The organism is Salinilacihabitans rarus (assembly GCF_024296665.1).
In the GTDB taxonomy this organism is placed as follows: domain Archaea; phylum Halobacteriota; class Halobacteria; order Halobacteriales; family Natrialbaceae; genus Salinilacihabitans; species Salinilacihabitans rarus.
In genome coordinates this window covers 661335-684012 of record NZ_CP100762.1, presented here as the reverse complement: position 1 = coordinate 684012, position 22678 = coordinate 661335, and the positions used below count along the sequence as shown (strand labels likewise).

General features: G+C 69.8%; 21 protein-coding genes and 1 pseudogene. 15 read left to right on the top strand and 7 right to left on the bottom strand.

What is annotated here, in order from left to right:
* Window positions 1–147 precede the first annotated feature (147 nt).
* Window positions 148–447 (top strand): hypothetical protein, encoded by a 300-nt coding sequence (locus NKG98_RS03700; protein WP_254768323.1) that lies wholly within the window; start codon window positions 148–150, stop codon window positions 445–447.
* A 2-nt stretch (window positions 448–449) separates the two neighbouring features.
* Entirely contained in the window at window positions 450–1019 is a 570-nt protein-coding gene (locus NKG98_RS03695) for a helix-turn-helix domain-containing protein (protein ID WP_254768322.1), read from the top strand.
* Window positions 1020–1042: 23 nt separating this feature from the next.
* Here the strand turns inward: NKG98_RS03695 and NKG98_RS03690 are convergent, their stop codons facing one another.
* Together NKG98_RS03690 and NKG98_RS03685 are read right to left on the bottom strand one after the other, a co-directional pair.
* Window positions 1043–1405 carry a hypothetical protein gene (locus tag NKG98_RS03690; protein WP_254768321.1) on the bottom strand — a complete coding sequence of 121 codons (363 nt, stop codon included), beginning with the start codon at window positions 1403–1405 and terminating at the stop codon, window positions 1043–1045.
* Window positions 1402–3780, bottom strand: a complete 2379-nt coding sequence (locus tag NKG98_RS03685) for a penicillin acylase family protein (RefSeq protein WP_254768320.1) — start codon at window positions 3778–3780, stop codon at window positions 1402–1404. The genes NKG98_RS03690 and NKG98_RS03685 overlap by 4 nt, the downstream gene beginning before the upstream one ends.
* Before the next feature lie 136 nt (window positions 3781–3916).
* Between NKG98_RS03685 and NKG98_RS03680 the strand changes: the two genes are divergently transcribed.
* The gene (locus NKG98_RS03680) at window positions 3917–4270 is read left to right on the top strand and encodes a winged helix-turn-helix transcriptional regulator (RefSeq protein WP_254768319.1); all 354 of its coding nucleotides are present in this window, start codon (window positions 3917–3919) and stop codon (window positions 4268–4270) included.
* An 89-nt stretch (window positions 4271–4359) separates the two neighbouring features.
* Here NKG98_RS03680 and NKG98_RS03675 read toward each other — a convergent pair whose 3' ends face one another.
* Both NKG98_RS03675 and NKG98_RS03670 read right to left on the bottom strand, forming a co-directional pair.
* Window positions 4360–4806, bottom strand: a complete 447-nt coding sequence (locus tag NKG98_RS03675; RefSeq protein ID WP_254768318.1) for a UPF0179 family protein — start codon at window positions 4804–4806, stop codon at window positions 4360–4362.
* 43 nt (window positions 4807–4849) lie between these two features.
* On the bottom strand, window positions 4850–5257 hold the full coding sequence (locus tag NKG98_RS03670; protein WP_254768317.1) for a DUF5820 family protein: 408 nt from the start codon (window positions 5255–5257) through the stop codon (window positions 4850–4852).
* Between the two features lie 504 nt (window positions 5258–5761).
* Here NKG98_RS03670 and NKG98_RS03665 point away from each other — a divergent pair.
* The 11 genes and pseudogenes from NKG98_RS03665 (at window position 5762) to NKG98_RS03615 (ending at window position 18445) form a co-directional block, all read left to right on the top strand.
* The gene (locus tag NKG98_RS03665; RefSeq protein ID WP_254768316.1) at window positions 5762–7834 is read left to right on the top strand and encodes a PrkA family serine protein kinase; all 2073 of its coding nucleotides are present in this window, start codon (window positions 5762–5764) and stop codon (window positions 7832–7834) included.
* Between the two features lies 1 nt (window position 7835).
* The gene (locus NKG98_RS03660) at window positions 7836–10124 is read left to right on the top strand and encodes a PrkA family serine protein kinase (RefSeq protein ID WP_254768315.1); all 2289 of its coding nucleotides are present in this window, start codon (window positions 7836–7838) and stop codon (window positions 10122–10124) included.
* On the top strand, window positions 10115–11434 hold the full coding sequence (locus NKG98_RS03655; protein WP_254768314.1) for a YeaH/YhbH family protein: 1320 nt from the start codon (window positions 10115–10117) through the stop codon (window positions 11432–11434). Before NKG98_RS03660 ends, NKG98_RS03655 begins: the two co-directional genes overlap by 10 nt.
* On the top strand, window positions 11427–13442 hold the full coding sequence (locus tag NKG98_RS03650) for a SpoVR family protein (RefSeq protein ID WP_254768313.1): 2016 nt from the start codon (window positions 11427–11429) through the stop codon (window positions 13440–13442). Before NKG98_RS03655 ends, NKG98_RS03650 begins: the two co-directional genes overlap by 8 nt.
* Before the next feature lie 58 nt (window positions 13443–13500).
* Complete coding sequence (locus tag NKG98_RS03645) at window positions 13501–14580, top strand: HEAT repeat domain-containing protein (protein WP_254768312.1); 1080 nt, start codon at window positions 13501–13503, stop codon at window positions 14578–14580.
* A gap of 29 nt (window positions 14581–14609) precedes the next feature.
* Window positions 14610–15020 (top strand): annotated as a pseudogene (locus tag NKG98_RS03640) (secondary thiamine-phosphate synthase enzyme YjbQ); the annotation flags it as partial.
* A gap of 115 nt (window positions 15021–15135) precedes the next feature.
* The gene (locus NKG98_RS03635; protein ID WP_254768311.1) at window positions 15136–15939 is read left to right on the top strand and encodes a M14 family metallopeptidase; all 804 of its coding nucleotides are present in this window, start codon (window positions 15136–15138) and stop codon (window positions 15937–15939) included.
* Window positions 15940–15997: 58 nt separating this feature from the next.
* Complete coding sequence (locus tag NKG98_RS03630) at window positions 15998–16132, top strand: transporter (protein ID WP_254768310.1); 135 nt, start codon at window positions 15998–16000, stop codon at window positions 16130–16132.
* A 76-nt stretch (window positions 16133–16208) separates the two neighbouring features.
* The gene (locus NKG98_RS03625; protein ID WP_254768309.1) at window positions 16209–17189 is read left to right on the top strand and encodes a tyrosine--tRNA ligase; all 981 of its coding nucleotides are present in this window, start codon (window positions 16209–16211) and stop codon (window positions 17187–17189) included.
* A 63-nt stretch (window positions 17190–17252) separates the two neighbouring features.
* Complete coding sequence (locus NKG98_RS03620; protein ID WP_254768308.1) at window positions 17253–17450, top strand: hypothetical protein; 198 nt, start codon at window positions 17253–17255, stop codon at window positions 17448–17450.
* Window positions 17451–17509: 59 nt separating this feature from the next.
* On the top strand, window positions 17510–18445 hold the full coding sequence (locus tag NKG98_RS03615; RefSeq protein ID WP_254768307.1) for a biotin--[acetyl-CoA-carboxylase] ligase: 936 nt from the start codon (window positions 17510–17512) through the stop codon (window positions 18443–18445).
* A 45-nt stretch (window positions 18446–18490) separates the two neighbouring features.
* Here NKG98_RS03615 and NKG98_RS03610 read toward each other — a convergent pair whose 3' ends face one another.
* From NKG98_RS03610 to NKG98_RS03600, 3 genes are all read right to left on the bottom strand, one after another.
* A complete protein-coding gene (locus NKG98_RS03610) occupies window positions 18491–18997 on the bottom strand; it encodes a universal stress protein (protein ID WP_254769418.1) in 507 nt (168 codons plus the stop codon).
* A gap of 100 nt (window positions 18998–19097) precedes the next feature.
* The gene (locus NKG98_RS03605; RefSeq protein ID WP_254768306.1) at window positions 19098–20120 is read right to left on the bottom strand and encodes an amidohydrolase family protein; all 1023 of its coding nucleotides are present in this window, start codon (window positions 20118–20120) and stop codon (window positions 19098–19100) included.
* Window positions 20121–20174: 54 nt separating this feature from the next.
* Complete coding sequence (locus tag NKG98_RS03600) at window positions 20175–21401, bottom strand: HD domain-containing protein (RefSeq protein WP_254768305.1); 1227 nt, start codon at window positions 21399–21401, stop codon at window positions 20175–20177.
* A gap of 120 nt (window positions 21402–21521) precedes the next feature.
* Here NKG98_RS03600 and NKG98_RS03595 point away from each other — a divergent pair, with 120 nt between their 5' ends.
* On the top strand, window positions 21522–22613 hold the full coding sequence (locus NKG98_RS03595) for an AI-2E family transporter (protein ID WP_254768304.1): 1092 nt from the start codon (window positions 21522–21524) through the stop codon (window positions 22611–22613).
* Window positions 22614–22678 lie beyond the last annotated feature (65 nt).

The window sequence follows — 22678 nt, the reverse complement described above, 5'->3', positions numbered from 1 at the left end:
CGTCTACCGCCCGTTTCGTCCCGGTAACAGATCGTTGCGACGGTCGCGGGCGCCGACCCCGCCGGCCTCCCGCCCCGCGGCGGCCGGTCGCGGCCACCCTGCACTCACCGGTCGAGACGTTAACTCGGTCCCGAGGGGAGGTCCGGCATGGTCGATTCGACGCTTCACCTCGCGAGCGTCCCGTTCGCGCTCGTGGCCGGAACCGCAGCGGGCGTGCTCTCGTGGCTGTGGTGGACCCGCCGCCGGAACGCGCCGTTCGCCGCCGGCGTCGCCCTGCTCGCCGGGTCGATGGCGTTCCTGACCGCCGCCCACGCGCTACTGCTCGTCGAGGGGGCCGGCTCGCCGCTCGTCGAGGGCCTCGAGAGCGCGACGTACACGGGACTGGCCGCGTTCGTGCTCGCGCTGGCGGCCCGGGAACGGTTCCGCCGGGCCGCGCCCGGGAGGTGAGCGTGCTCGACGCCGTCTCCACGGTCGGGGTCGACCTCGGGCCCGCGACGGGGTACAACCTCGCGCTCGGCGCGCTCGCGGCGCTCGCCGCGGCCGCCGTCCTCCGCGAGCGCGGCGCCGACCGGTACCTCGCGACGACGCTCGCGGGACTGCTCCTGTTCGTCGTCGGCGGGTCCGTCGCCGCCGTGACGGTCCCCGAGCTGGTCCACTGGCTGCACGGCGCCGGGGCCGTCCTCGTCGTCGCCGGCATCTACGTTCCCGCCACGGCCGACCTCCGGGGCGATCCGTCGGCGGAGCCGCTCGCGGGGACGGCGCGAGCGAGGCGGTCGGCCGAGTGGATGACGCCGATGGACGACGAGATACTCGACCTCCTCCGCGGGAGCGACCTCGTGCTCACGCCCGCGGTCGTCGCGCTCAACCTCGGCCGGAGCCGCGCGGAGGTGAACCGCCGGCTGGCGAAACTCGAAGGCGGCGGGCTGGTCGAGCGGGTCGAGCGCGGCAAGTACCGGATCGCGGCCGACGGCGCGGCCTACCTCGACGGCCGACTCCGCCCGCCGGCGTCGGTCCCGTGACCGCGTCGACGGAACGGGCCGGCTCAGACCACGCCCCTGACCAGCGAGCCGAGCAGCGGTAACCCGAGGCCCGCGGCGACGGTGACGTAGACCGCGGGCGCCATCTCGACGACCGCGAACGCGTCGCCCCCGAGCGAGACGGCGAACGCGGCCAGCGCGAGCAGACCGAAGCCGACGCCGCCGGCGAGCGCCCGCGGGAGGCTGGCGGCGGTCAGCCCGACGAGCGCGCCGCCGACGACCAGCCCGAGCCAGTGGAGCCACGCCGCGGCCAGCCCGACGACGACGGCGGCGAGCACCGCCGCCGCGTGGGTCCGTGGCTCCGTCCGGACGCGTTCGAGCGTTCCCGCGGGGGCGTCCCGGGCGTCGGCCGCGTCGGCCGCGCTCACGACGACCCCTCCTCGAAGGCGACCGCGACCTCGCCGTCGGTCTCGAATCGCATCGGTTTGAACTCGGCGTCGACCCACCGGCGGAGCTGATCGTCGTAGTGGGGTGAAAAGTAGTCCCCTGAGTTGCCGCCGGGGAGGATGGCCGACGCCTCGCCGCCGGGTTCGACGACCATCCGCCAGCTACTGCCGACCGCCGATTCGACGCGGTAGTTGTTCACGGTCGCCGCCGAGCCGTCCGCGGGCAGATCGGGGTAGTCGAGGAACGGCGCCTCGGAGCCGAACGGGTGCTCGATCGCCCGCGTCGAGTTCCAGTCGCCGTAGACCTCCCAGCCTTCGGCGTCGATCTCGTCTGCCGCCGCCGCCAGCGCCTCGACCATCGCGTCCGCGCGCGTGGTCTCGAAGAAGCGGTGGTCGTCCGGGAGCCGCGCGAGCACCCAGTCGTTCGGGTAGTACGACGCGTCGAGGTCGGCCTCCCCGAAGGCAGGTTCGAAGGTGACGCGGCGGAACGCGGCGAGCCAGCGCGCGAAGACGAGCGCGCCGCGGGAGTCTCGCTCCATCCGGTACTCCCAGCCGTCGAGGGCGGCCGCCGCGTCCGCGACCGCTTCGGGGACGTCCCGGCCGTCGACGGCCGCGAGCAGGTCGGGGACGAGTTCGGCGGCCCGGCCGTCGCGGACGTCCCGCTGGAGGTCGCGGTGGAACGCGGGGTCGGTCGGCTCGCCCGCAGCGGCGCGCTCGTCGAGGTGGTCGTAGATCCGCGCGCCGCGGTAGGGCGTCGCGTACGAGACGCCGACGTAGTGGGCGGGGTCGTCGACGACCCGCTGGTTCGCCGTCGCCACGTAGCCGGGGTCGATCGCGTGGGGCTTCTCCTCGAAGGGGACGAACCCCTCCCAGGAGGGGTCGCCGTAGGGCTCGAACCCCTCCCACTCGCCCTCGCCGGCCGACCCGTCGAAGATCCGGTTCCCCGAAACGGGCTCGCCGTCGACCCGGCGGATCGGCAACTGGCCGGTCACGTAGTACAGCGTCCGCCCGTCGGCGTCCGCGTAGACGAGGTTCTGGGTCGGCAGGTCGAACCGCTCGACCGCGTCGAGGACGTCGTCGACCCCCTCGCTCCGGCAGATCGACCGGATCGCGTCGGTCGTCCGCGTCGCCGCGAGCCCCGTCCAGGCGACGCCGACGGTCCGGCCCTCGCGTTCGAGGGTCGGCCCGTGGACGGTCCTGCGGACCTCGACGGTCCGGTCCTCGCCGCCGGCGACGGGAATCTCGCGCTCGTCGGTCTCGAAATCGCGCCACTCGCCGCGGTAGCGGTAGCGCCCGCCCTCGTCGTCGATCTCGTACTCGTAGCAGTCGAGTACGTCCGCGCCGACGTTGGTGAACCCCCACGCGCCGCGGTCGTTCGCGCCGATGACGACGAACGGCACCCCGGGGAACGTCACGCCCCGGACCGAAGTCTCGGGGGTCTCGACGGCCTGCTCGTACCAGACCGGCGGCGCCGACAGCGAGAGGTGTGGATCGTTCGCGACGATCGGTCGCCCGCTCTCGGTGTGCTCGCCCGAGACGACCCAGCTGTTCGAGCCGACGCCGGTCGGCGACTCGAACGCCGAGAGCCACTCGACTATGGCCGCGTCGCCGCGCGCGTCGACCCGCCCCGCGACGCCGCCGACCTCGCCGGTCTCGCCGTCGCCCCCGCGGAGGATCGGGACGTCGTGGCCCATCCGGTCGGGGTACAGTTCCGCGGCGGCGTCCGCGCCGAGGCGGTCGGCGACCAGCGCCCGGCGGAGTTCGCCGAAGTCGCCCGTGAGGCTCCAGGAGATCTGTTTCTCCATCAGCATCGAGTCGACGGGCGTCCACGGCCGGGGCTCGTACTCGAGGAGTTCGAACTCGAGGGGGAGCCGTTCGCGTTCGAGCGCGGCGTTCACGCCGTCGGCGTAGGCCTCGACGAGGGGACCGGCGGGCGTGTCCGCGATGCCCTCCCAGGTCGCCTCCGCCGCGGCCGCGAAGTCCATCCGGACGTGGAACTCGTCGCTATCGAGCGTCGCCTCGCCGACGATCTCGGAGAGTCGCCCCCGCATGACCCGCCGCTGCAGGTCGAGCTGGAACGGCCGGTCGAAGCCGTGGCAGTAGCCGACGGCGAAGTACGCCGCCGCCTCGTCGTCCGCCCGGACGTACGGCACGCCGTCGTCGTCGGTCCGGACGGTCGCCTCGCCGTGGGGACTCGGGACCGACCCCGAGAGCGTACGGTCGGTGGCGTCCCACGCGTCGCCCGAGAGCGGGGCGAACGCCTCGACCAGCCCGCGCGCGGAGGACAGCGACAGCCCACCGACCCCCGCGGCGAGCGCGGCGGCGAGTACGCCCCGTCGCGTCGTATCGGATGTCACGGGCTACCATTCGACTCGGGCCTAATAACGTGTCGCCCCCGGATCACGTGCGGCCGCGGGGGCGACTAACGTCGCGTCATCTGGTTCGAAACCGAACCGCCTATACCGGACCGGGCCGTAGCCGCCGGGAACGGAGATGGCTTCGAAATCGTCCGGAACGACGGTCCGCGAGGACGACGGCGCGTGTCCCGTCATCGCGTCGCTCGAACAGATCGGGTCCCGGTGGCGTCTCGCGGTGTTGCACGAACTGCAGGACGGCGAACTCCGGTTCAACGAACTCAAACGCGCGACGGGGGCGAACGCCCGGACGCTCTCGCGCGTGCTCGACGACCTCGGCGAGACGGGGTTCGTCGACCGCCGCATCGAGGAGGACGCCCCCATCGCCACCTACTACAGCCTCACCCCGAAAGGCGAGTCCCTCGAACCCGTCTTCGACGAGATCGAGTGCTGGGCCGACAGCTGGCTCGAGGAGGAGGCGCTGGCCGACTAGACGTCCGAGGGACGGCGCCCGACTACTCGTTGGCGTCGAGATGGGCGTCGGGTGTGGCGGCCGGAGAGAGCAGAAGCGGCGCGCCGGGGTCACTCCCCGGGTTCGAGTTCGACCAGCCGGAGCGAACGGTCGAGGTGACAGACCTCGTGGGGCGGGTCGCCGAGGATTTCCTGAATGCGATACTCCTCGTCGAAGGAGACGCCGTCGGGTTCGCAGTACTCGTGGCTCGGGCACTCGACGTACGGGCAGGGGCCCTTGAGGCTCGCCTTGCTCCCGCCGAAGGTCCCCTTCGACGGGACGTTCGCACGCACGGCGGCGGGTTCGACCTCGACGGCGCGGACGCCGCCGTCGTGCATCGCGCACTCGAGGGTCTGGGCGTTCTCGCGGACGTCGGTGACCTCGTAGCGCGTGCCGACCGAGAGGTTGAGACACTGGCTGCGGTAGGGACAGCCCGCGCAGGCGTCGGCCTCGCCCTCGTAGACGAACTCGGTTCCCGGCTCCGCGAGGCGGGTTCCGATGAGGGTGACGGTGGACATGGTAACGAATTCTCCCCGCGCGGGGTTAAGACTCACGTCCGCGCTACTCGTCCCGGCCGGTGAGGTCGTCGAGCGCGTCGAAGTACTCCTCGCGCGGGATCTGGTAGAGGGCGCGGTAGTCGATCTCGCCGCCGTCGAACCGGCGGGCGAGGTCGACGGCACACTCCACGGCCGCCTCGCGCGTGGGGAAGCGAAACTCCCCGCGGAGGTAGACGTCGGGTTCGAGGTAGAGGGTGACGTGCCAGTCGCGGTCGACGCGGCGGTCGTTCGGGTTGACGCCGGGCCGGCGGCTGCGCCGGCCGTGAGTGAGGTAGAGCGTGGGGAGACACGCCGGCGGGAACGCGTCGGCGTCGAACACCTCGGGGTGGTACGCCAGCACGGCCCGGCCGTCGTCCTCGTCGCTCCAGACGACCCAGCCGTCGGGGAGGCTCCGGTCCGCAAACTCCGTCATGGCCGCGGCTTGGGTCGGCGCGCGTAAATCACCACCGGCGTCGGGTGCGCGCCGGCGACCCCCGGCTCTCGCCGGCCGGCCGTTTATGTGCGAGACGGCCGTGAAACCGGTGTGGTACGGTGTGACGATATACGATACCGTCAGTTTCCGGCTGAAATTAGCTTCTGGTAAATATCTTTTGGGACCAAGTTTAAGTAGTTGGATTACGCACTCATTAAACACTATCGGTATCCGTTCGACGGACCGATCCACTCCGCGCCCGTCCCCGGCGCGAGGTCGTTGCAACGCCGCCGACCCGGTCGTCGCGACGTCGCGAGTGGTACAGGTTCACAACTGGCACGCCACGCCGCCCGCGCGCTCTCGCCCTCCGGGGAGTCCCGACTCGAGAGGGTACGGCCCGCCGTGCCGGACGGGTTCCGACGAGACGTCGACGCACCCGAGGCGCCGGCCGCCGGGCGCGTGCTGCCACGGACGGAAACGGGAGAGACCACAGGCAATGATAGCATGACCGGTGACATCGAGACGCTCGAAAAGCTCAGTACCGATTACAAGGAGTCGATGCCCGCGGACCTGCGGGAGACCAGAGGGTTCGACTGGTACCTCGAAGAGGCCTACGAGGACCCGAAGATCGCCCGCAACGCCCACCAGCGCGTCGCGGACATGTTCGACTACTACGGGACGACCTACGACGAGACGGAGGGCGTCGTCGAGTACCGGCTCGCGAGCGAGGACCCGCTGGGCGACGGCGAGAACACCTTCTACGGCACCGTCATCCACCAGTCGATCCACGAGTTCGTCAACAAGGTGAAGTCGGGCGCGAGGCGACTGGGGCCCGAACGCCGGATCAAACTCCTGCTCGGGCCGGTCGGCTCCGGGAAGTCCCACTTCGACCGGCAGGTCCGTCGGTACTTCGAGGACTACACGCTGCGCGAGGAGGGTCGGATGTACACCTTCCGGTGGACGAACCTCTGTGACGTCGTCAAGGATCAGGACCCCGCCGACGACACCGTCCGTTCGCCGATGAACCAGGACCCGCTCGTGCTCTTGCCGCTGGAGCAGCGCCAGTCGGTGATCGACGACCTCAACGAGCGCCTCGATGCACCATACACGATCCAGAACGAGCAGAGCCTCGATCCCGAAAGCGAGTTCTACATGGACAAGCTGCTGGCGTACTACGAAGACGACCTCCAGCAGGTCCTCGAAAACCACGTCGAGATCGTTCGGCTGGTCGCCGACGAGAACAAGCGCCAGTGTCTGGAGACGTTCGAGCCCAAGGACAAGAAGAATCAGGACGAAACCGAGTTGACGGGCGACGTCAACTACTCGAAGATCGCCATCTACGGCGAGTCCGATCCGCGGGCGTTCGACTACTCGGGAGCGTTCTGTAACGCAAACCGCGGGGTCTTCTCCGGCGAGGAGCTCCTGAAACTCCAGCGGGAGTTCCTCTACGACTTCCTGCACGCCACCCAGGAGATGACGATCAAGCCGAAGAACAACCCGCGGATCGACATCGACCAGGTGATCGTCGGGCGGACGAACATGCCCGAGTACAAGGACAAGAAAGGCGACGAGAAGATGGAGGCGTTCAACGACCGCACCAAGCGGATCGACTTCCCGTACGTCCTCTCCTACGAGCAGGAGGCCCAGATCTACCAGAAGATGCTGAACAACGCCGACGTCCCCGACATCAACGTCGAGCCCCACACCCTGGAGATGGCGGGGCTGTTCGGCGTGCTCACGCGGATCGAGGACCCCGACAACGAGACGGTCGACCTGCTCTCGAAGGCGAAGGCGTACAACGGCGAGATCGACGAGGGCGACGACGTCGACGTGAAGAAGCTCCGCGAGGAGGCCGCCGCGAAAGCCGAGATCGGCGAGGGCATGGTCGGCGTCTCGCCCCGGTTCATCGGCGACGAGATCGCCGAGGCGATCATGGACTCGAAACACCGCGGACGCGGCTTCCTCTCGCCGCTTACGGTGTTCAACTTCTTCGAGGAGAACCTCGAACACCACGGCTCGATCCCCGAGGAGAACTTCGAGACCTACTACCGCTACCTCGAGGTCGTCCGCGAGGAGTACCGCGAGCGGGCCATCGAGGACGTCCGCCACGCGCTGGCCTACGACATCGACGAGATCCAGCGTCAGGGCGAGAAGTACATGGACCACGTGATGGCCTACATCGACGACGACACCATCGAGGACGAACTCACGGGCCGCGAACAGGAGCCCGACGAGACGTTCCTGCGGTCGGTCGAGGAGAAGCTCTCGGTGCCCGAGGACCGCAAGAACGACTTCCGTCAGGAGGTCTCGAACTGGGTCTCCCGCCGGGCCCGCGAGGGCGAGGCGTTCAACCCGCAGGACAACGAGCGCCTCCGCCGCGCCCTGGAGCGCAAGCTCTGGGAGGACAAGAAGCACAACATCAACTTCTCCGCCCTCGTGAGCGCCAACGAGTTCGACGACGACGAACGCTCCTCGTGGATCGACGCGCTGATAGAGCAGGGGTACTCCGAGGACGGCGCCAAGGAGGTCCTCGAGTTCGCCGGCGCGGAGGTCGCCAAGGCCGAAATCGAGGACTAGCATGACCAGAGGAGACGAGTACGTCCGCGACGCCGACCGCGCGCTGGAGGAGACCTACGAGGAGCCGATGTCGCTGTCGGCGTACGTCGACCGGATCTTCGAGAACCCCACCGTGGCCTCCCACGCCTCGAAGTACCTGCTGGAGGCGATCGAGGCCGCGGGCACGCGGACGGTCGTCGAGGAGGGCGAGGAGAAACAGCGCTACCGCTTCTTCGACGACCCGCACAACGACGGCGAACACGCCATCCTCGGCAACACCGAGGTGCTCAACGGCTTCGTCGACGACCTGCGGTCGATCGCCGCGGGCCGGGGGAAAGACGAGAAGATCGTCTGGTTCGAGGGGCCGACCGCGACCGGCAAGTCCGAACTCAAGCGCTGTCTGGTCAACGGCCTCCGGGAGTACTCGAAGACCCCCGCCGGCCGGCGCTACACCGTCGAGTGGAACGTCAACACGGCCGACGCCGACACCCGCGGGCTGAGCTACGGCGGCGACCCGACCGCCGCCGACGACGAACACTGGTACGAGAGCCCCGTCCAGGTCCACCCCCTCTCGGTGTTCCCCGAGGAGATCCGCGAGGAACTGCTCGCGGAGTTAAACGCCGAACTCGACGACCACGTCCCGATCCGGGTCAACTCGCGGCTCGACCCGTTCTCGCGGGAGGCGTACGAGTACCTCGAAGAACGGTACCGCCGGCAGGGCAAGTCGGGGCTGTTCTCGGCGATCACCGACGGGAACCACCTCCGGGTGAAAAACTACGTCGTCGACGTGGGACAGGGCGTCGGCGTCCTCCACTCCGAGGACGACGGCAGCCCCAAGGAGCGACTCGTCGGCTCGTGGATGCACGGGATGCTCCAGGAACTCGACTCCCGCGGCCGGAAGAACCCGCAGGCGTTCAGCTACGACGGCGTCCTCTCGCAGGGCAACGGCGTGCTCACCATCGTCGAGGACGCCGCCCAGCACGCCGACCTGCTGCAGAAGCTGCTGAACGTTCCCGACGAGCAGTCCGTCAAACTGGACAAGGGCATCGGGATGGACCTCGACACGCAGATGATGATCATCTCGAACCCCGACCTCGAGGCCCAGCTCAACCAGCACGCCGACCGCAACGGGATGGACCCGCTGAAGGCGCTCAAGCGCCGCCTCGATAAACACGAGTTCGGCTACCTCACCAACCTCAGCCTCGAAACCGAGCTGATCCGCCGGGAGCTGACCGACGAGACCGAGGTCTGGGAGGCGGAGGAGTACGACGACCTCGAAGAACGAATCCGCGAGGCGGTGACGGTGACGGTCAAAGACGGCGAGGGTCGGGCCCGCGAGCGGGAGTTCGCGCCCCACGCGCTCGAAGCGGCGGCGATGTACGCCGTCGCGACGCGACTCGACGAGGAGGACCTCCCGGCCGGGCTGGACCTCGTCGACAAGGCGCTGATCTACGACCGCGGCTACCTCCAGGAGGGCGACACCCGCCGGGAGAAAGACGAGTTCGACTTCGACGACGACGGCCACGACGGCGAGCACGGCATCCCCGTCACCTACACCCGCGACGGGCTGGCGGACCTCCTGCAGGCCGACGCCGATCGCCACCACCCCGAACTGCCAGTCGAGGACGTCGTCATGCCGCGGGACGTGCTCAACGAGATGGTCCAGGGGCTCTCGGAGGCGCCGGTGTTCTCGACGGGCGAGCGCACCGAGTTCGAGAACCGGGTCGTCCCGGTGAAAAACTACGTCTTCGACCGTCAGGAGGCCGACGTCATCGAGGCGATCATGCACGACAAGCGCGTCGACGAGGAGACCGTCGCCGAGTACGTCGAACACGTCTACGCCTGGGAGACCGACGAGGCGCTGTACAACGACCGCGGCGAGGAGATCGAACCCGACCCGCTGAAGATGAAGTTGTTCGAGGTCGAACACCTCGGGCGGTTCTCGAACGGGGCCTACGAGGGGAACCGCCCCCGCGAGAGCGTCCGGACGTTCCGCCGGGAGAAGGTGATCACGGCGCTGAACCGCCACGCGTGGGAGCAACGCGACGCGGACTTCTCCGTCGAGGACGTCGACCTCACCTCGATCCCCGTCATCAAGACGGTCCTCGAGAGCCACGACTGGGACGACGTCCGGCGGACCTTCGAGGACTTCGACCCGCGCCAGTGGGACGACCCGCCAAGCGGCACCGAGACCGAGGCGGTCAAGGAGGCGACCACCGAGCGCATGGTCGAGGAGTACGGCTACTCGGCGGCCTCGGCGGAGTTGACCAGCAGGCATGTCATGGGACAGGTGAGCTACAGATGGGACTGAGAGACGACGTCGAGCGGTTCCGCGAGGTCGGGGAGGAACGCCGCGAGGACCTCGCGGACTTCATCCAGTACGGCGACCTCGGGCGGAGCCGCCCCGGCGAGATCAAGATCCCCGTCAAGATCGTCTCCCTGCCGGAGTTCGCCTACGACCAGCGCGACAAGGGCGGCGTCGGTCAGGGCGACGGCGACACGCCCGACGTGGGCCAGCCGGTCGGCCAGCCCCAGCCACAGCCCGGCGACGGCGACGAGGAGGGAGACCCCGGCGAGGAGGGTGGCGAGCACGAGTACTACGAGATGGACCCCGAGGAGTTCGCCCAGGAACTCGACGAGGAACTCGGCCTCGACCTCGATCCGAAGGGCAAGAAGGTGATCGAGGAGAAGGAGGGGCCGTTCACGGACCTCACGCGCTCCGGCCCGGACAGCACGCTCGACTTCGAGCGGATGTTCAAGGAGGGGCTCAAGCGAAAGCTCGCGATGGACTTCGACGAGGAGTTCCTCCGCGAGGTCTGCAAGGTCGACGGCATCTCCCCCCGCGAGGTCTACGAGTGGGCCCGCGGCGAGAACCTGCCGGTGTCGATGGCCTGGATCGAGGAGGCCCACGAGGAAGTCGCCGACGAGCGGGGCGTGTGGGACTCCATCGAGGAGGTCGAGGAGAACGTCGAGCGCCAGTCGGTCCAGCAGAAGATCCGCCGCGAGGGGATCAGACACGTCCCCTTCCGCCGGGAGGACGAACGCTACCGCTACCCGGAGATCGTCGAGGAGAAAGAGAAGAACGTCGTCGTCGTCAACATCCGCGACGTCTCGGGGTCGATGCGCGAGAAGAAGCGCGAACTCGTCGAGCGGACGTTCACGCCGCTGGACTGGTATCTCACGGGCAAGTACGACAACGCGGAGTTCCTCTACATCGCCCACGACGCCGACGCCTGGCAGGTCTCCCGCGAGGAGTTCTTCGGGATTCGCTCTGGCGGCGGCACCCGCATCTCCAGCGCGTACGAACTCGCCGCCGAGTTGCTCGAGGAGTACCCGTGGAGCGACTGGAACCGGTACGTCTTCGCCGCGGGCGACTCCGAGAACTCGTCGAACGACACCGAACAGCGGGTCGTCCCGCTGATGGAGGAGATCGACGCGAACCTCCACGCCTACGTCGAGACCCAGCCCAGCGGCAACGCGATCAACGCCACCCACGCCGAGGAACTGGAGCGGCACTTCGGCGAGACCGGCGACGTCGCGGTGGCGTACGTCAACGGCGAGGCGGACGTGACCGACGCGATCTACGAGATCCTCAGCACGGAGGGTGAGACCGATGAGTGAAACCGACCGCTTCCGCAAGCAGGCGATCGCGACCGACCTCGAAGAGCCGGTCGTCGAGGCGCGCAACCTCGCGGAGAAACTGGGCCTCGAACCGTACCCCGTCAACTACTGGATCGTCGACTACGACGAGATGAACGAACTCATCGCCTACGGCGGGTTCCAGAACCGGTACCCCCACTGGCGGTGGGGGATGCAGTACGACAAGCAGCAAAAGCAGGGCCAGTACGGCGGCGGGAAGGCCTTCGAGATCGTCAACAACGACAACCCCGCCCACGCGTTCCTGCAGGAGTCGAACACGGTGGCCGACCAGAAGGCCGTCATCACCCACGTCGAGGCCCACTCGGACTTCTTCGCGAACAACGAGTGGTTCGGTCTGTTCACCGAGGGACGCGCCGAGGACGACGCCGTCGACGCCGCGGCGATGCTCGAACGCCACGCCCGCGCCATCGGCGAGTACATGGCCGACCCCGACGTCGACCGCGCGGAGGTCGAGAAGTGGGTCGACCACGCGCTCACCCTCGAGGACAACATCGACCAGCACCGGGTCTTCGAGCGTCGCCTCGACGTCGACGGCCCCGAGCGCGACCTCGACGAGGACCTCGCGGAGAAACTCGACGAACTCGGCTTCTCCGAGGAGGTGAGAGCCGAGGTGTTCACCGACGAGTGGATCGAGGCTCTGGAGGCCGAGGAGGCCCCGACGAACTTCCCCGAGAAGCCCCAGAAGGACCTGCTGGCGTTCGTCCGCGAGCACGGCAAGCAGTTCGACGAGGAGAGCGGCAAGGCCGTCGAGATGGCGGAGTGGCAACGCGACGTGCTCGACATGATGCGCGCGGAGGCGTACTACTTCGCCGCCCAGAAGATGACGAAGGTGATGAACGAGGGGTGGGCCGCCTACTGGGAGTCGACGATGATGAGCGACGAGGCGTTCGCCGGCGCCGACGAGTTCCTCAACTACGCCGACCACATGGCGAAGGTGCTCGCCTCGCCGGGGCTCAACCCGTACAGCCTCGGGATGGAGCTGTGGGAGTACGTCGAGAACCGGACCAACCGCCGGGAGGTGCTCGAACACCTGCTGCGCGTCGAGGGGATCAGCTGGCGCAACCTCGACGACGTCGTCGACTTCGAGGCGGTCCGCGAGGCGCTCGAACCGCCAGCGGCGATCCGGTCCATCGGGCCCGAGAGCCTCGACGCGCTGGAGGAGGTGCCCGAGGAGTACGTCGACCGCGAGGCCCTGGAGGCCGCCCGCGAGGGCGAGGTCGACGTCGAGGCGTACCCGTGGAAGGTACTCTCCTACGAGGGGCTGGCCCGCCGGCACTACTCGCTGGTCACGCCCCAGCACCGCGGCTTCCTCTCGCGTGTCTCCCAGAACGAACTCGAACGGATCGGCCGCTACCTGTTCGACGACGCCCGGTACGCGTCGGTCGAGGAGGCACTCGACCACGTCGACTTCACCGCCGGCTGGGACCGGATGTTCGACGTCCGGGAGAGCCACAACGACGTGACGTTCCTCGACGAGTTTCTCACCCGGGAGTTCATCACCGCCAACGACTACTTCACCTACGAGTACTCGAAGGCGACCGGCGGCTTCCACGTCGCGAGCACCGACCCCGAGGACGTCAAGAAGAAACTGCTGTTGCAGTTTACCAACTTCGGGAAGCCGACGATCGCGGTCTACGACGGCAACTACGACAACGCCGGCGAGTTGCTGCTCGGCCACCAGTACAACGGGGTCATGCTCGACCTCGGGCAGGCACGGGAGACGCTGAAGCGCGTCTTCGAACTGTGGGGCCGCCCGGTGAACCTGCTGACGATCGTCAAGGAGGTCGACGAACACGACGTCGAGGTGGCCAAGCGGCGCAACCGCGAGCCCGAACCCGAAGAGCGCGGGAAACTGCTGCGCTACGACGGCGAGGAGGTGACCGTCGAGGACGTTCCGTGGGAGGCCGTCGAGCACCTCGCGGCCGACGACGTCGACTACGACACCAAGCCCGAGGAGTGGCTGGCCTGACCGGCCGGGACCGAACGGCCGGAACGCTTTTCCGGCTCTCGCCTCGCTATCCGCGTGAATGGTTGGGAAGGGGGACGGTTCGACGATCCGACGGAGATCGGAGCCCACGTCCGACTCCGGGCCCGGAGCGGCGCCGCTCGACTCGTTCGACCTGCCGGCGGTGCTCGCGCGACTCGACGACGACGACCCGGAAGTCCGGCGGGCGGCCGTCGAGCGGGTCGCGGCGACGGTCGAGGAGCGTCCGGCGGTGTGCGTTCCGACCGTCCCGAAGTTACGCGCGCTACTCGGCTCCGCGTCGGTCGACTGCCACGGCGACGTCGCGTACTGCCTCGCGGAGTTGGCCGAGGAGTCGCCCGAGGACGTCGCCCCCTCGGTCGACGCCATCGTCTCGTTCGCCGTCGAGCGCGCGCCCCACCCCGCGACGCCCCACGTGTTCCGGTGTCTCGCCGCCGTCGCGGGCGAGCGCCCGGACGCGGTGGTCGACCACGTCGATCCGCTCGCCGACGCCCTCGCGGCCGAGGCGGCCCTCGACGGGCGGCGGTGGGGCGTCGACGCGTTCTCGCGGCTCGCACGCGAGTACCCCCAGGAGATCGAACCGGCGGCACCCGCCCTCGCCGACGCCGTCGCGGACGCGCCGACGGTCTGTGGCCCCCCGGGGCTGTCCGCGCTGGGTCGGCTGGCCCGGGCGAGCCCGACGGTCTCGGTCGAGTTCGTCGCGGAGGTGACGGCGCTGCTCGACCACGCCGACGCCGCCGTGCGCAACAACGCGCTCGGCTGTCTCGGGGACGTCGCCGCCCACCACCCGGCGGCCGTCGAGGGGGCCTGCCCCGACGTCGCCGACGCCCTCGACGACCCGGACGAGAAGGCGCGGGCGAACGCCGCGGTCGCGGTCGCCCGCGTCGCCGCCGGCTCGGAGTCCGCGGTCGATCCGGCCCGCGAGCGGCTGCGAGCGCGCCTCGACGACGATCACGCGCCGGTCCGCGCCAACGTCTGCGTCGCGCTGGGACACGGCCGGGTCGAGGAGGCCCGCGACCGCCTCGAAGAACTGGCCGCCGACGACCCCGACCCGGACGTCCGCGAGCGGGCGGCGTGGGCGCTCTCGAAACTCGGTCGGTCCGAGAAGCGAGAGGAGGCGTAGGCTTTACCTCGTCCGGTCGCAGTCCGCGTATGGAGTTGTCCGTCGAGACCGACGCGCGGCTGACGACCGTCGACGTGACCGACCGCGTCGCCGACGCGGTGCCTGCCGACCTCGCGTCCGGGCTCTGTACGGCGTTCGTCCGCCACACCACCGCCGGGCTCCTCGTCCAGGAGACCGAGCCGCGGCTCCGCGGGGACGTCGAGGCGTTTCTCGCCGACGTCGTCCCTGACGAGGGCCACGCCCACGACGAACTCGACGGTAACAGCGTTGAGCGAAGCTCAACGAGCTTTGCGGTGTAACCGCAAAACGCCGACTCCCACCTCCGGGCGTCGCTGCTGGGGCCGTCGGTGACGGTCCCCGTCGAGAACGGCGACCTCGCGCTGGGACGCTGGCAGTCGATCCTGCTGGTCGAGTGCGACGGGCCGCGGACGCCGGGTGTCGGTGACGGTCGTCCCGGCGACGGAGTAGCGCCGACGGGCGTGCGAGGGCGTCGCTCGCCGGTCGCGGGGAGCGAAGATCGAACCGCCTTTGAGGGATCGATTCCTAGGATAGTCGATGAGAGTCGCACAGCTGGGATCGGGGACGCCGGAGGTCGCGGTCGTCGCCGGCGTTCACGGCGACGAGCCCTGCGGCGTCCGCGCCGTCGAGCGACTGCTCGAGGAGCGGCCGGCCGTCGAGCGACCCGTCAAGCTCGTCGTCGCCAACGAGGCGGCCCTCGAACGGCAGGTCAGGTTCGTCGACGAGGACCTCAACCGCGCCTTTCCCGGCGACCCGGACGCGAAGAGCCACGAGAAGCGGCTGGCCCACGAACTGACCGAGGAACTCGGCGACTGCCTGACGTTCTCGATGCACTCGACCCAGAGCCACGCCGAGCCGTTCGCGATCGTCAACGGGGTCACCGAGACGGCCCGCGAACTGGTCCCGCGATTGCCGGTGACCGCGATGGTCGAGACGGGCGCGTTCGCCGAGGGGCGGCTGTTCACCGAGATCGAGACGGTCGAGGTCGAGTGTGGCCTCCAGGGGACCGACGCGGCCGCCGAGAACGCCGACCGGCTCACCCGGGCGTTCCTGACAGCCGTCGGCGTCCTCCCCGGCGACACCGTCGTCCGCGACCTGCCGGTCTACCGGCTGACCGACCGCATCCGGAAGGACAGCGCGGACACTTACGAGGTGTTCGTCGACAACTTCGAGCGCGTCGAGGCGGGCGACACGTTCGCGGCCGCCGACGGCGAGGAGCGGGTCGCCGACGACCCCTTCTACCCCGTTCTCATGTCGCCGTACGGCTACCGCGACGTCTTCGGCTACGCCGCGCGCAAGCTCGACGTGCTTGAGCCCTCGCGGGCGGTCGACTGCGACTGACGCGGGCGCTGGCAATGCCGGCACCACGCCTACCCGCGAGGCCGCCGACCTGATTCGCATGGTCCGCACCTCCACGGTCGTGATCCTCGTCGGTATCGGGCTGTTGTTCGTGCCGATCCCGCCGGTGGCGACGGCGCTCGGCGCGCTCGTGATCCTCGTCGGCCTCGCGCTCAGGCTGTTCGGCGGCGGCTGACCGGGGCGGCCGCGGGCGATCGGTGCGGTAGCGCCGTTCAAGAAGTCATAAATCCCTCCTCCGGCTTTCGTCCCACATGGACGCCTACGAGTTGATCACGCGAAACGCCGAGGAGGTCGTCACCGAGGCGGAGGTGCGCGAACTCGCCGCCGACCCCGAGGGCAAGCGCGTCTACGTCGGCTACGAGCCCTCGGGTGTGCTCCACCTCGGGCACCTGCTGACGGCGAACAAGCTGATCGACCTCCAGGAGGCGGGGATGGAGGTCGTCGTCCTGCTGGCGGACGTCCACGCCTACCTCAACGGGAAGGGGACGTTCGAGGAGATCCGCGAGACCGCAGAGCGGATGCAAGCCCAGTTTCTCGCCTACGGTCTCGACGAGGAGAAGACGGAGTTCGTCTACGGCTCGTCGTACCAGCTAGAGGAGGAGTACGCCCTCGACCTCCACGAACTCGAACTGTCGACGACGCTCAACCGGGCCCAGCGGGCGATGGCCGAACTCCAGAGCGGCGAGACCGCGAAGGTCAGCCACGTCGTCTACCCGCTGATGCAGGCGCTGGACATCGAGTACCTCGACCTCGACCTCGCCGTCGGCGGACTCGACCAGCGGAAGGTCCACATGCTCGCCCGCGAGGAGCTTCCGGGGCTGGGGTACGAGGCCCGGCCCTGCCTGCACACGCCCATCGTCGCCGACCTCACGACCGGCGAGGGGAAGATGTCCTCGAGCGCGGGCGTCACCATCTCGATGGAGGACTCCACCGAGGACCTCGAAGAGAAGGTCAACTCCGCGTTCTGCCCGCCGACGCGCGACCCCGAGGGCGACCTCGAGAACCCCGTCCTCGAACTGTTCGAGTACCACGTCTTCCCCCGCTTCGAGGAGGTCGTCGTCGAGCGCCCCGAGAAGTACGGCGGCGACGTCGCCTACGGGGCCTTCGAGACGCTGGCGGCGGACCTCGAAAGCGGCGACCTCCACCCGGCGGACGCGAAGTCGACGCTGGCGCGCTACCTCGACGAACTGATCGCCCCCGGCCGCGAGAAACTCCGCGAACTACGGGACTGAATACGGCCGCCGACGCGCACCTTATCCCCGTCCCCGCCGGACTGACTCGTGGGCACACACCGCATGATAAACAGGGACGATTTTCACCGGACAGCGGCCGCCTGCGAACGCTGCGGGGCGACGTACGCGGCGCGGAAGTTCTCCGACGGGTCGATTCGCCTGATCGGCCGCAGCAACGAGTGTCGCTGCGGCGGGCGCGAGTTCGTCGACCTGAGCGAGGCGGAGCGGCCGAACGGCTCCGGACGGACCGCGACCGACTGAGCCGCCGCCGACCGCCCCGTTTCGGCCGATTCAAGTGCCGTCGTCCCCCTCTCGAACGCATGAACGACACCCGCAGGGCGATCCTCGAGGCGCTCGCCGACGGGCCGGTCGCGGGGCCGGCGCTCGCCGCGGACCTCGGCGTCTCCCGGGCCGCCGTCTGGAAGCACGTCGAGGCGCTCCGGGAGGCGGACTTCGAGGTCGAGAGCGGGGCCGACGGCTACGAACTGGTCGACGCGACGGCGTACAGCGCGCCGGCGATCGAGTTCGGTCTCGACGCGCCGTTCTCGGTCGAGTTCCACGAGTCGATCGGGAGCACGAACGACCGCGCGCGGGAACTGGCCGCCGACGGCGCCGCGGACGTGGCCGTCGTCGCGGACGAGCAGACCGGGGGGCGCGGCCGCCTCGACCGCGAGTGGGCCGCACCGAGCGGCGGCGTCTGGCTCAGCCTCGTCTGCCGGCCGGCGGTCCCGCCGGCCGACGCGCCGCTGTACACGCTCGCGGCCGCCGTCGCGACGGCGCGCGCGGCGCGCGAGGCGGGCGTCGACGCCCGGATCAAGTGGCCCAACGACGTGATCGTCCCCGAGGACGGCGACTATCGCAAACTCGCGGGCATCCTGACGGAGATGGAAGGCGAGACCGACCGCGTCGAGTGGCTCGTCGTCGGGGTCGGCGTCAACGCGAACCTCGACCCCGACGGCCTCCCGGACGGGGCGACGAGCGTCCGCGCGGAGGCCGGCGACGTCGACCGCCGGCGGTTCGTCCAGCGCCTGCTCGCGGAGTTCCACCGGCTGCGCGCGGACCTCGACGGCGTCGTCCCGGCGTGGCGGGACCTCGCGGCCACCCTCGGCCGCCGGGTGCGCGTCGAACGCGCCGACGGGGCGGTCGTCGGGACCGCCGTCGACGTCACCGAGTCGGGCGCGCTGGTGGTCGAAACCGACGAAAACGAGCGCGTGACCGTCGCCGCGGGCGACTGCGAGCACCTCAGGCCGGCCTGAGCGACCGCTCGGCGAGAGCCGACGCGACGGACGCTGGCCGACCGGTCACTCGACGGGGACGTCCCGCTCCCCGCGCCCGCCCGGCGCGGCCGCGCGGACGTCCTCCGTGACCGCGGGTTCGTCGCCGCCGACGCGCACCGTCAGCACGGGCACCGGCGCGGAGCGGACGACCCGCTCGGCGACGCTGCCGAGCAGGAGGCGGTCGATCCCGCCGCGGCCGTGGGTACCCATCACGACGAGGTCGCAACTCACGGCGGCGGCCTCCGAGACGATGACGCGGCTGGGCGACCCCTCGAGTACCTTCGTCTCGACGGTGACGTCCTCCGGCGCCAACTCCTCGACCCGTTCGACGGCGACCTCGCCCTCCTCGCGGAGGGCGTCGCTGATGCCGTCCCAGGCGGTCTCCATCGGCAGCCCCCCGTAGCTCGCGGCGTTTACGACGTAGATCGCCCTGATCGTCGCGTCGTGTGCTCTCGCGAGGTCGATGGCGTACTCGACTGCGCGTTCGCCCTCGACCGAGCCGTCGGTCGGGACGAGGATGCGATCGTACATCGCGGTAGCAAATGACATACCACGGCGAACCGTAATAACGTTATCCCGGCTCGCGGGTTCGATTTTCGGGTAATCCGCTCGTACTCCCGGACGGCGCCGGTCAACGGGCGACTACCACGTCCCGGACGTCGTCGACGCCGGCCCGGCGGACGACCGCCCGGACCGGGTCGCGGGCGTTCGCGAGGTTGTCGGAGTCGCCGTCGAGGACGACCAGCCGGGCGGGGCGGCCCGCTTCGAGGAGGCCGTACTCGAGGCCGGCGAGTTCGGCGCCGTTGACCGTCGCCATCCGCAGAACCTCGGCCGCGGGGAGGTCCGTCAGCTTCGCACAGAACTCCATCTCGCGGAACATCGACGGCGAGTTGAGCATCACGTTGTCCGTCCCGAGCGCGACGGTCGTCCGCTCGACGAGGTCCTCGACCGGCGGGAGGCCGACGCCGGTGACGAGGTTCGAGCGCGGACAGACCGCGATCGGAACCTCTGCGTCGGCGATCCGTTCGAGGTGGTGGGGTTCCGGGTGGACGACGTGGACGAGGAAGTCGGGATCGAGGTCGAGCGCGGGCGTCAGGTCGCTCGGGTCGGCCTCGCCGGCGTGGATGCCGAACGGCTTGCCCGCCTCGCGGGTCGCCGCACGCTCGCGGTCGAAGACGCCGTCGTTGGCTCCGCTGGCGCCGAAGCCGTCGCCCTCGCGCATCGCCTCGACCGAGCCCCGGGCGAACGCGAGGGCGTCGACGTCGAGGTCGTCGGCGGCCTCCCGGAGCAGCCGGACGCCCTCGATGCCGCCCTCGCGGAAGTCGAGGCAGGCGGCGGTGCCGCCGCGGCGCATGAACCGCAGCGACGAGCGGATCGCCGCGACGAGCTCCTCGCGGTCGGCCGCGCGCAGGAGCCGGTGTTTCAGCCCGTCCGGCGGCGCGACGAGTTCCGCGAGCGTGAGGCCGCCGCCGGCCTCCTTGGCGATCGAGTCCCCGACGTGCGTGTGGGCGTTGACGAACGCCGGGACGATCAGGTCCGTGGAGCCGACGGGTTCCGCCTCGATCCGGTCGATCCGACCCGCGTCGTCGACGACGAGACGACCCTCGACCGGCTCGAACTCGCGGCCCCGGAGGATCGTGCCGGTGAGTTCCATACCTCGGGTTTCGGCGTCGAGCCCTTGAAGCGTTCGTCATCGGGACGCCGACGGTCAGTCGACGAACTGGTCGAGCGTCGCGTACAGGCCGTCGCGGACCTCGCTGACGAGCGAGCCGTCGATGTCCAGTCCGAGGACGTCCACCGCGGCCCGGCCCACCCGGTCGCGGGCCGGCGCCGGCGAGTAGACCCCGAGACGCCACTGGGAGTACTGGGCCGACCGCAGGGCGTCGACCAGCGGCGACTGGTGGCCGAGCCGGCGGATCTCGCCGTTTACCATCACCCGCGTCGTCGACTCGGTCATCGACGGCCGGCCGGGCACGTCGAGGATCACCGACTCGGCGTCGACGTCGGCCTCGGCGGCGATCTCGCGCTCGAACTCGCGGATCGACTCGTGGTCGGCCTCGATGATCCCGCCGGGGACGTCGTCGATCTCGGCCCAGACGGCGCGCTTGTAGAGGTCGCGGTGATCCAGTCGGCGGGAGAACGCCTCGGTCGCGGCCGTCGAGCGCAGCGCGACGATCAGGTCGTGGTCGTCCATCCGCTGGAGCGTCTCGGCGTCGACGTCGTCGGATTCGAGCAGGCGCTCGGCGGCCCGCCGGAGCATCGCCTTGCTGATCCGGGCGACGCTGTGGCTGTAGACCGTCGGGTTCATCAGCGCCCGCGCGACCAGCAGGCTCTCGGCGGTCTGGACGTTCCCCTCCCCGAGGACGAGTTCGCCGTCGACGAACCGCAGTTCGCGCACCAGTCGCCCGTGGTCGATCGTCCCGTACGGCACCCCCGTGTGGTGGGCGTCGCGGACGAGGTAGTCCATGCGGTCGACGTCGAGTTCGCCCGAGACCAGTTGGCCGAACCGGCCCTCGCCGGCGACCAGATCCGCCACGTCCGCGGGATCGAGGCCGTGCTCGCGAAGCACCTCGCCGACCCGCCCCGACGCGAGCAGGCCGTGGACGTCGTCGTGGTACCGGCCGGTGTGACGGTGGGTCAGCGCTTCGAGGTTGTGGCTGAACGGGCCGTGGCCGACGTCGTGCAACAGGGCGGCGGCCTGGACGCGCTCGGCCTCGACCCCGCCGACGCCGAGGCCGTCGAGCGCCTCGCAGGCGAGGTGGTAGACCCCGAGGCTGTGCTCGAAGCGGGTGTGATTCGCGGAGGGGTAGACCAGCGAGACCGTCCCGAGTTGCTTGATCCCCCGGAGCCGCTGGACCGCCGGGGTGTCGAGGAGGTCGCGGGCGACGCCGTCGACCGCGATGTGGTCGTGGACGCTGTCCTTGATGATCTTCATGCCCCCGATTCGGCGTTCTCCCACAAAAACCGTCGTGCCGCGGGGACGGGGTCGAACGTCCCTGCCGGCGCGTGCAGTGTCACGCCGGTCACTTTTGCCGTTCACGCCCGTGTACCGACCATGTGCGCGTTCCACGAGTGGGACGGCCGCCGTTCCGTCTGGGCGGGTCTCGGACTGGCAATCGCCGTCGCGATCGGATTCGCCCTCTACAGCTACCTCGGGACCCTGCTCTTCGCGATCTTCCTCTACTACGCCACCCGTCCACTCTACCGCCTGCTCGATCGGCGCGTCGCCCACCCGAACGTCACGGCCTCGATCACGATCCTGCTCGTCGTCCTGCCGATGCTAGCCGTCGTCGGCTATGCGGCCCTCGCGGCCCTCCGCGAACTCGACCAGTTCCTCGCCGCCAGCGACCTCGAAGCCTACCGGTCGGCCCTCGAACCGTACCTCTCGATGGCTCGCGAACGGGACGTGGGTCGCCTTCGGGAGGCGCTCGCCTCGGACACCGGCCGATCGGTCACCTCGGCGCTCCAGCAGGGGATTCCGGCCGCCTTCGGTCCACTCTCGTCGATCGCGGGATCCGTCTTCGGAATCCTCGCGCGGATCTTCCTCATGATCACGTTCCTCTTTTACCTGCTGCGGGACGACTCGAAGCTTCGACGGTGGTTCTCGAGGAGCGTCGACCACGACGAGGACCTCGTCTCGTTCCTCGAAGCGGTCGACGACGACCTCGAGACGATCTTCGTCGGCAACCTCGCGATCGTCGGGGTCGCGGCCGTCATCGCCGCCGGCACCTACCTCGCCCTGAACCTGTTCGCGCCCGGCGGTCAGGTCGTCGCCACGCCGGTGTTGCTCGCCTTTCTGATCGGGATCGGGACGCTGATCCCGGCCGTCGGGATGAAGATCGTCTACGTCCCGTACGGGCTGTACCTCCTCGTCCTGTCGCTCGCGGGTCCGGCGCCGCTCTGGCAGCCGATCGCGTTTTTCCTCCTCTCGTTTACCGTCGTCGACACCGTTCCGGACTTCTTCGCCCGGTCGTTGCTCTCCGCACGGAGCGGGATTCACATGGGGCTCGTCCTCCTCGGATACTTCCTCGGGACGCTGGCGTTCGGCTGGTACGGCCTGTTTCTCGGGCCGATCGTCGTCGTCCTCGCGGTGCATTTCGCCCACCGGAGATTTCCCCCACTCGCGAGCACGCTCCTCGCCGAGTGATGCGCCGGGTGTTGCTAGCGAGATGACGGTGCTGGTGGCGACGCGGCGAACGTCCCGAACGGGCT

Excerpts from the sequence above, each read along its gene's own strand:
- NKG98_RS03700 (WP_254768323.1), top strand. The coding sequence starts at position 148 with ATGGTCGATTCGACGCTTCACCTCGCGAGCGTCCCGTTCGCGCTCGTG.
- NKG98_RS03680 (WP_254768319.1), top strand. The coding sequence starts at position 3,917 with ATGGCTTCGAAATCGTCCGGAACGACGGTCCGCGAGGACGACGGCGCG.
- NKG98_RS03675 (WP_254768318.1), bottom strand. The coding sequence starts at position 4,806 with ATGTCCACCGTCACCCTCATCGGAACCCGCCTCGCGGAGCCGGGAACC.
- NKG98_RS03670 (WP_254768317.1), bottom strand. The coding sequence starts at position 5,257 with ATGACGGAGTTTGCGGACCGGAGCCTCCCCGACGGCTGGGTCGTCTGG.
- NKG98_RS03665 (WP_254768316.1), top strand. The coding sequence starts at position 5,762 with ATGACCGGTGACATCGAGACGCTCGAAAAGCTCAGTACCGATTACAAG.
- NKG98_RS03660 (WP_254768315.1), top strand. The coding sequence starts at position 7,836 with ATGACCAGAGGAGACGAGTACGTCCGCGACGCCGACCGCGCGCTGGAG.
- NKG98_RS03655 (WP_254768314.1), top strand. The coding sequence starts at position 10,115 with ATGGGACTGAGAGACGACGTCGAGCGGTTCCGCGAGGTCGGGGAGGAA.
- NKG98_RS03650 (WP_254768313.1), top strand. The coding sequence starts at position 11,427 with ATGAGTGAAACCGACCGCTTCCGCAAGCAGGCGATCGCGACCGACCTC.
- NKG98_RS03645 (WP_254768312.1), top strand. The coding sequence starts at position 13,501 with ATGGTTGGGAAGGGGGACGGTTCGACGATCCGACGGAGATCGGAGCCC.
- NKG98_RS03635 (WP_254768311.1), top strand. The coding sequence starts at position 15,136 with ATGAGAGTCGCACAGCTGGGATCGGGGACGCCGGAGGTCGCGGTCGTC.
- NKG98_RS03630 (WP_254768310.1), top strand. The coding sequence starts at position 15,998 with ATGGTCCGCACCTCCACGGTCGTGATCCTCGTCGGTATCGGGCTGTTG.
- NKG98_RS03625 (WP_254768309.1), top strand. The coding sequence starts at position 16,209 with ATGGACGCCTACGAGTTGATCACGCGAAACGCCGAGGAGGTCGTCACC.
- NKG98_RS03620 (WP_254768308.1), top strand. The coding sequence starts at position 17,253 with ATGATAAACAGGGACGATTTTCACCGGACAGCGGCCGCCTGCGAACGC.
- NKG98_RS03615 (WP_254768307.1), top strand. The coding sequence starts at position 17,510 with ATGAACGACACCCGCAGGGCGATCCTCGAGGCGCTCGCCGACGGGCCG.
- NKG98_RS03610 (WP_254769418.1), bottom strand. The coding sequence starts at position 18,997 with ATGTACGATCGCATCCTCGTCCCGACCGACGGCTCGGTCGAGGGCGAA.
- NKG98_RS03605 (WP_254768306.1), bottom strand. The coding sequence starts at position 20,120 with ATGGAACTCACCGGCACGATCCTCCGGGGCCGCGAGTTCGAGCCGGTC.
- NKG98_RS03600 (WP_254768305.1), bottom strand. The coding sequence starts at position 21,401 with ATGAAGATCATCAAGGACAGCGTCCACGACCACATCGCGGTCGACGGC.
- NKG98_RS03595 (WP_254768304.1), top strand. The coding sequence starts at position 21,522 with ATGTGCGCGTTCCACGAGTGGGACGGCCGCCGTTCCGTCTGGGCGGGT.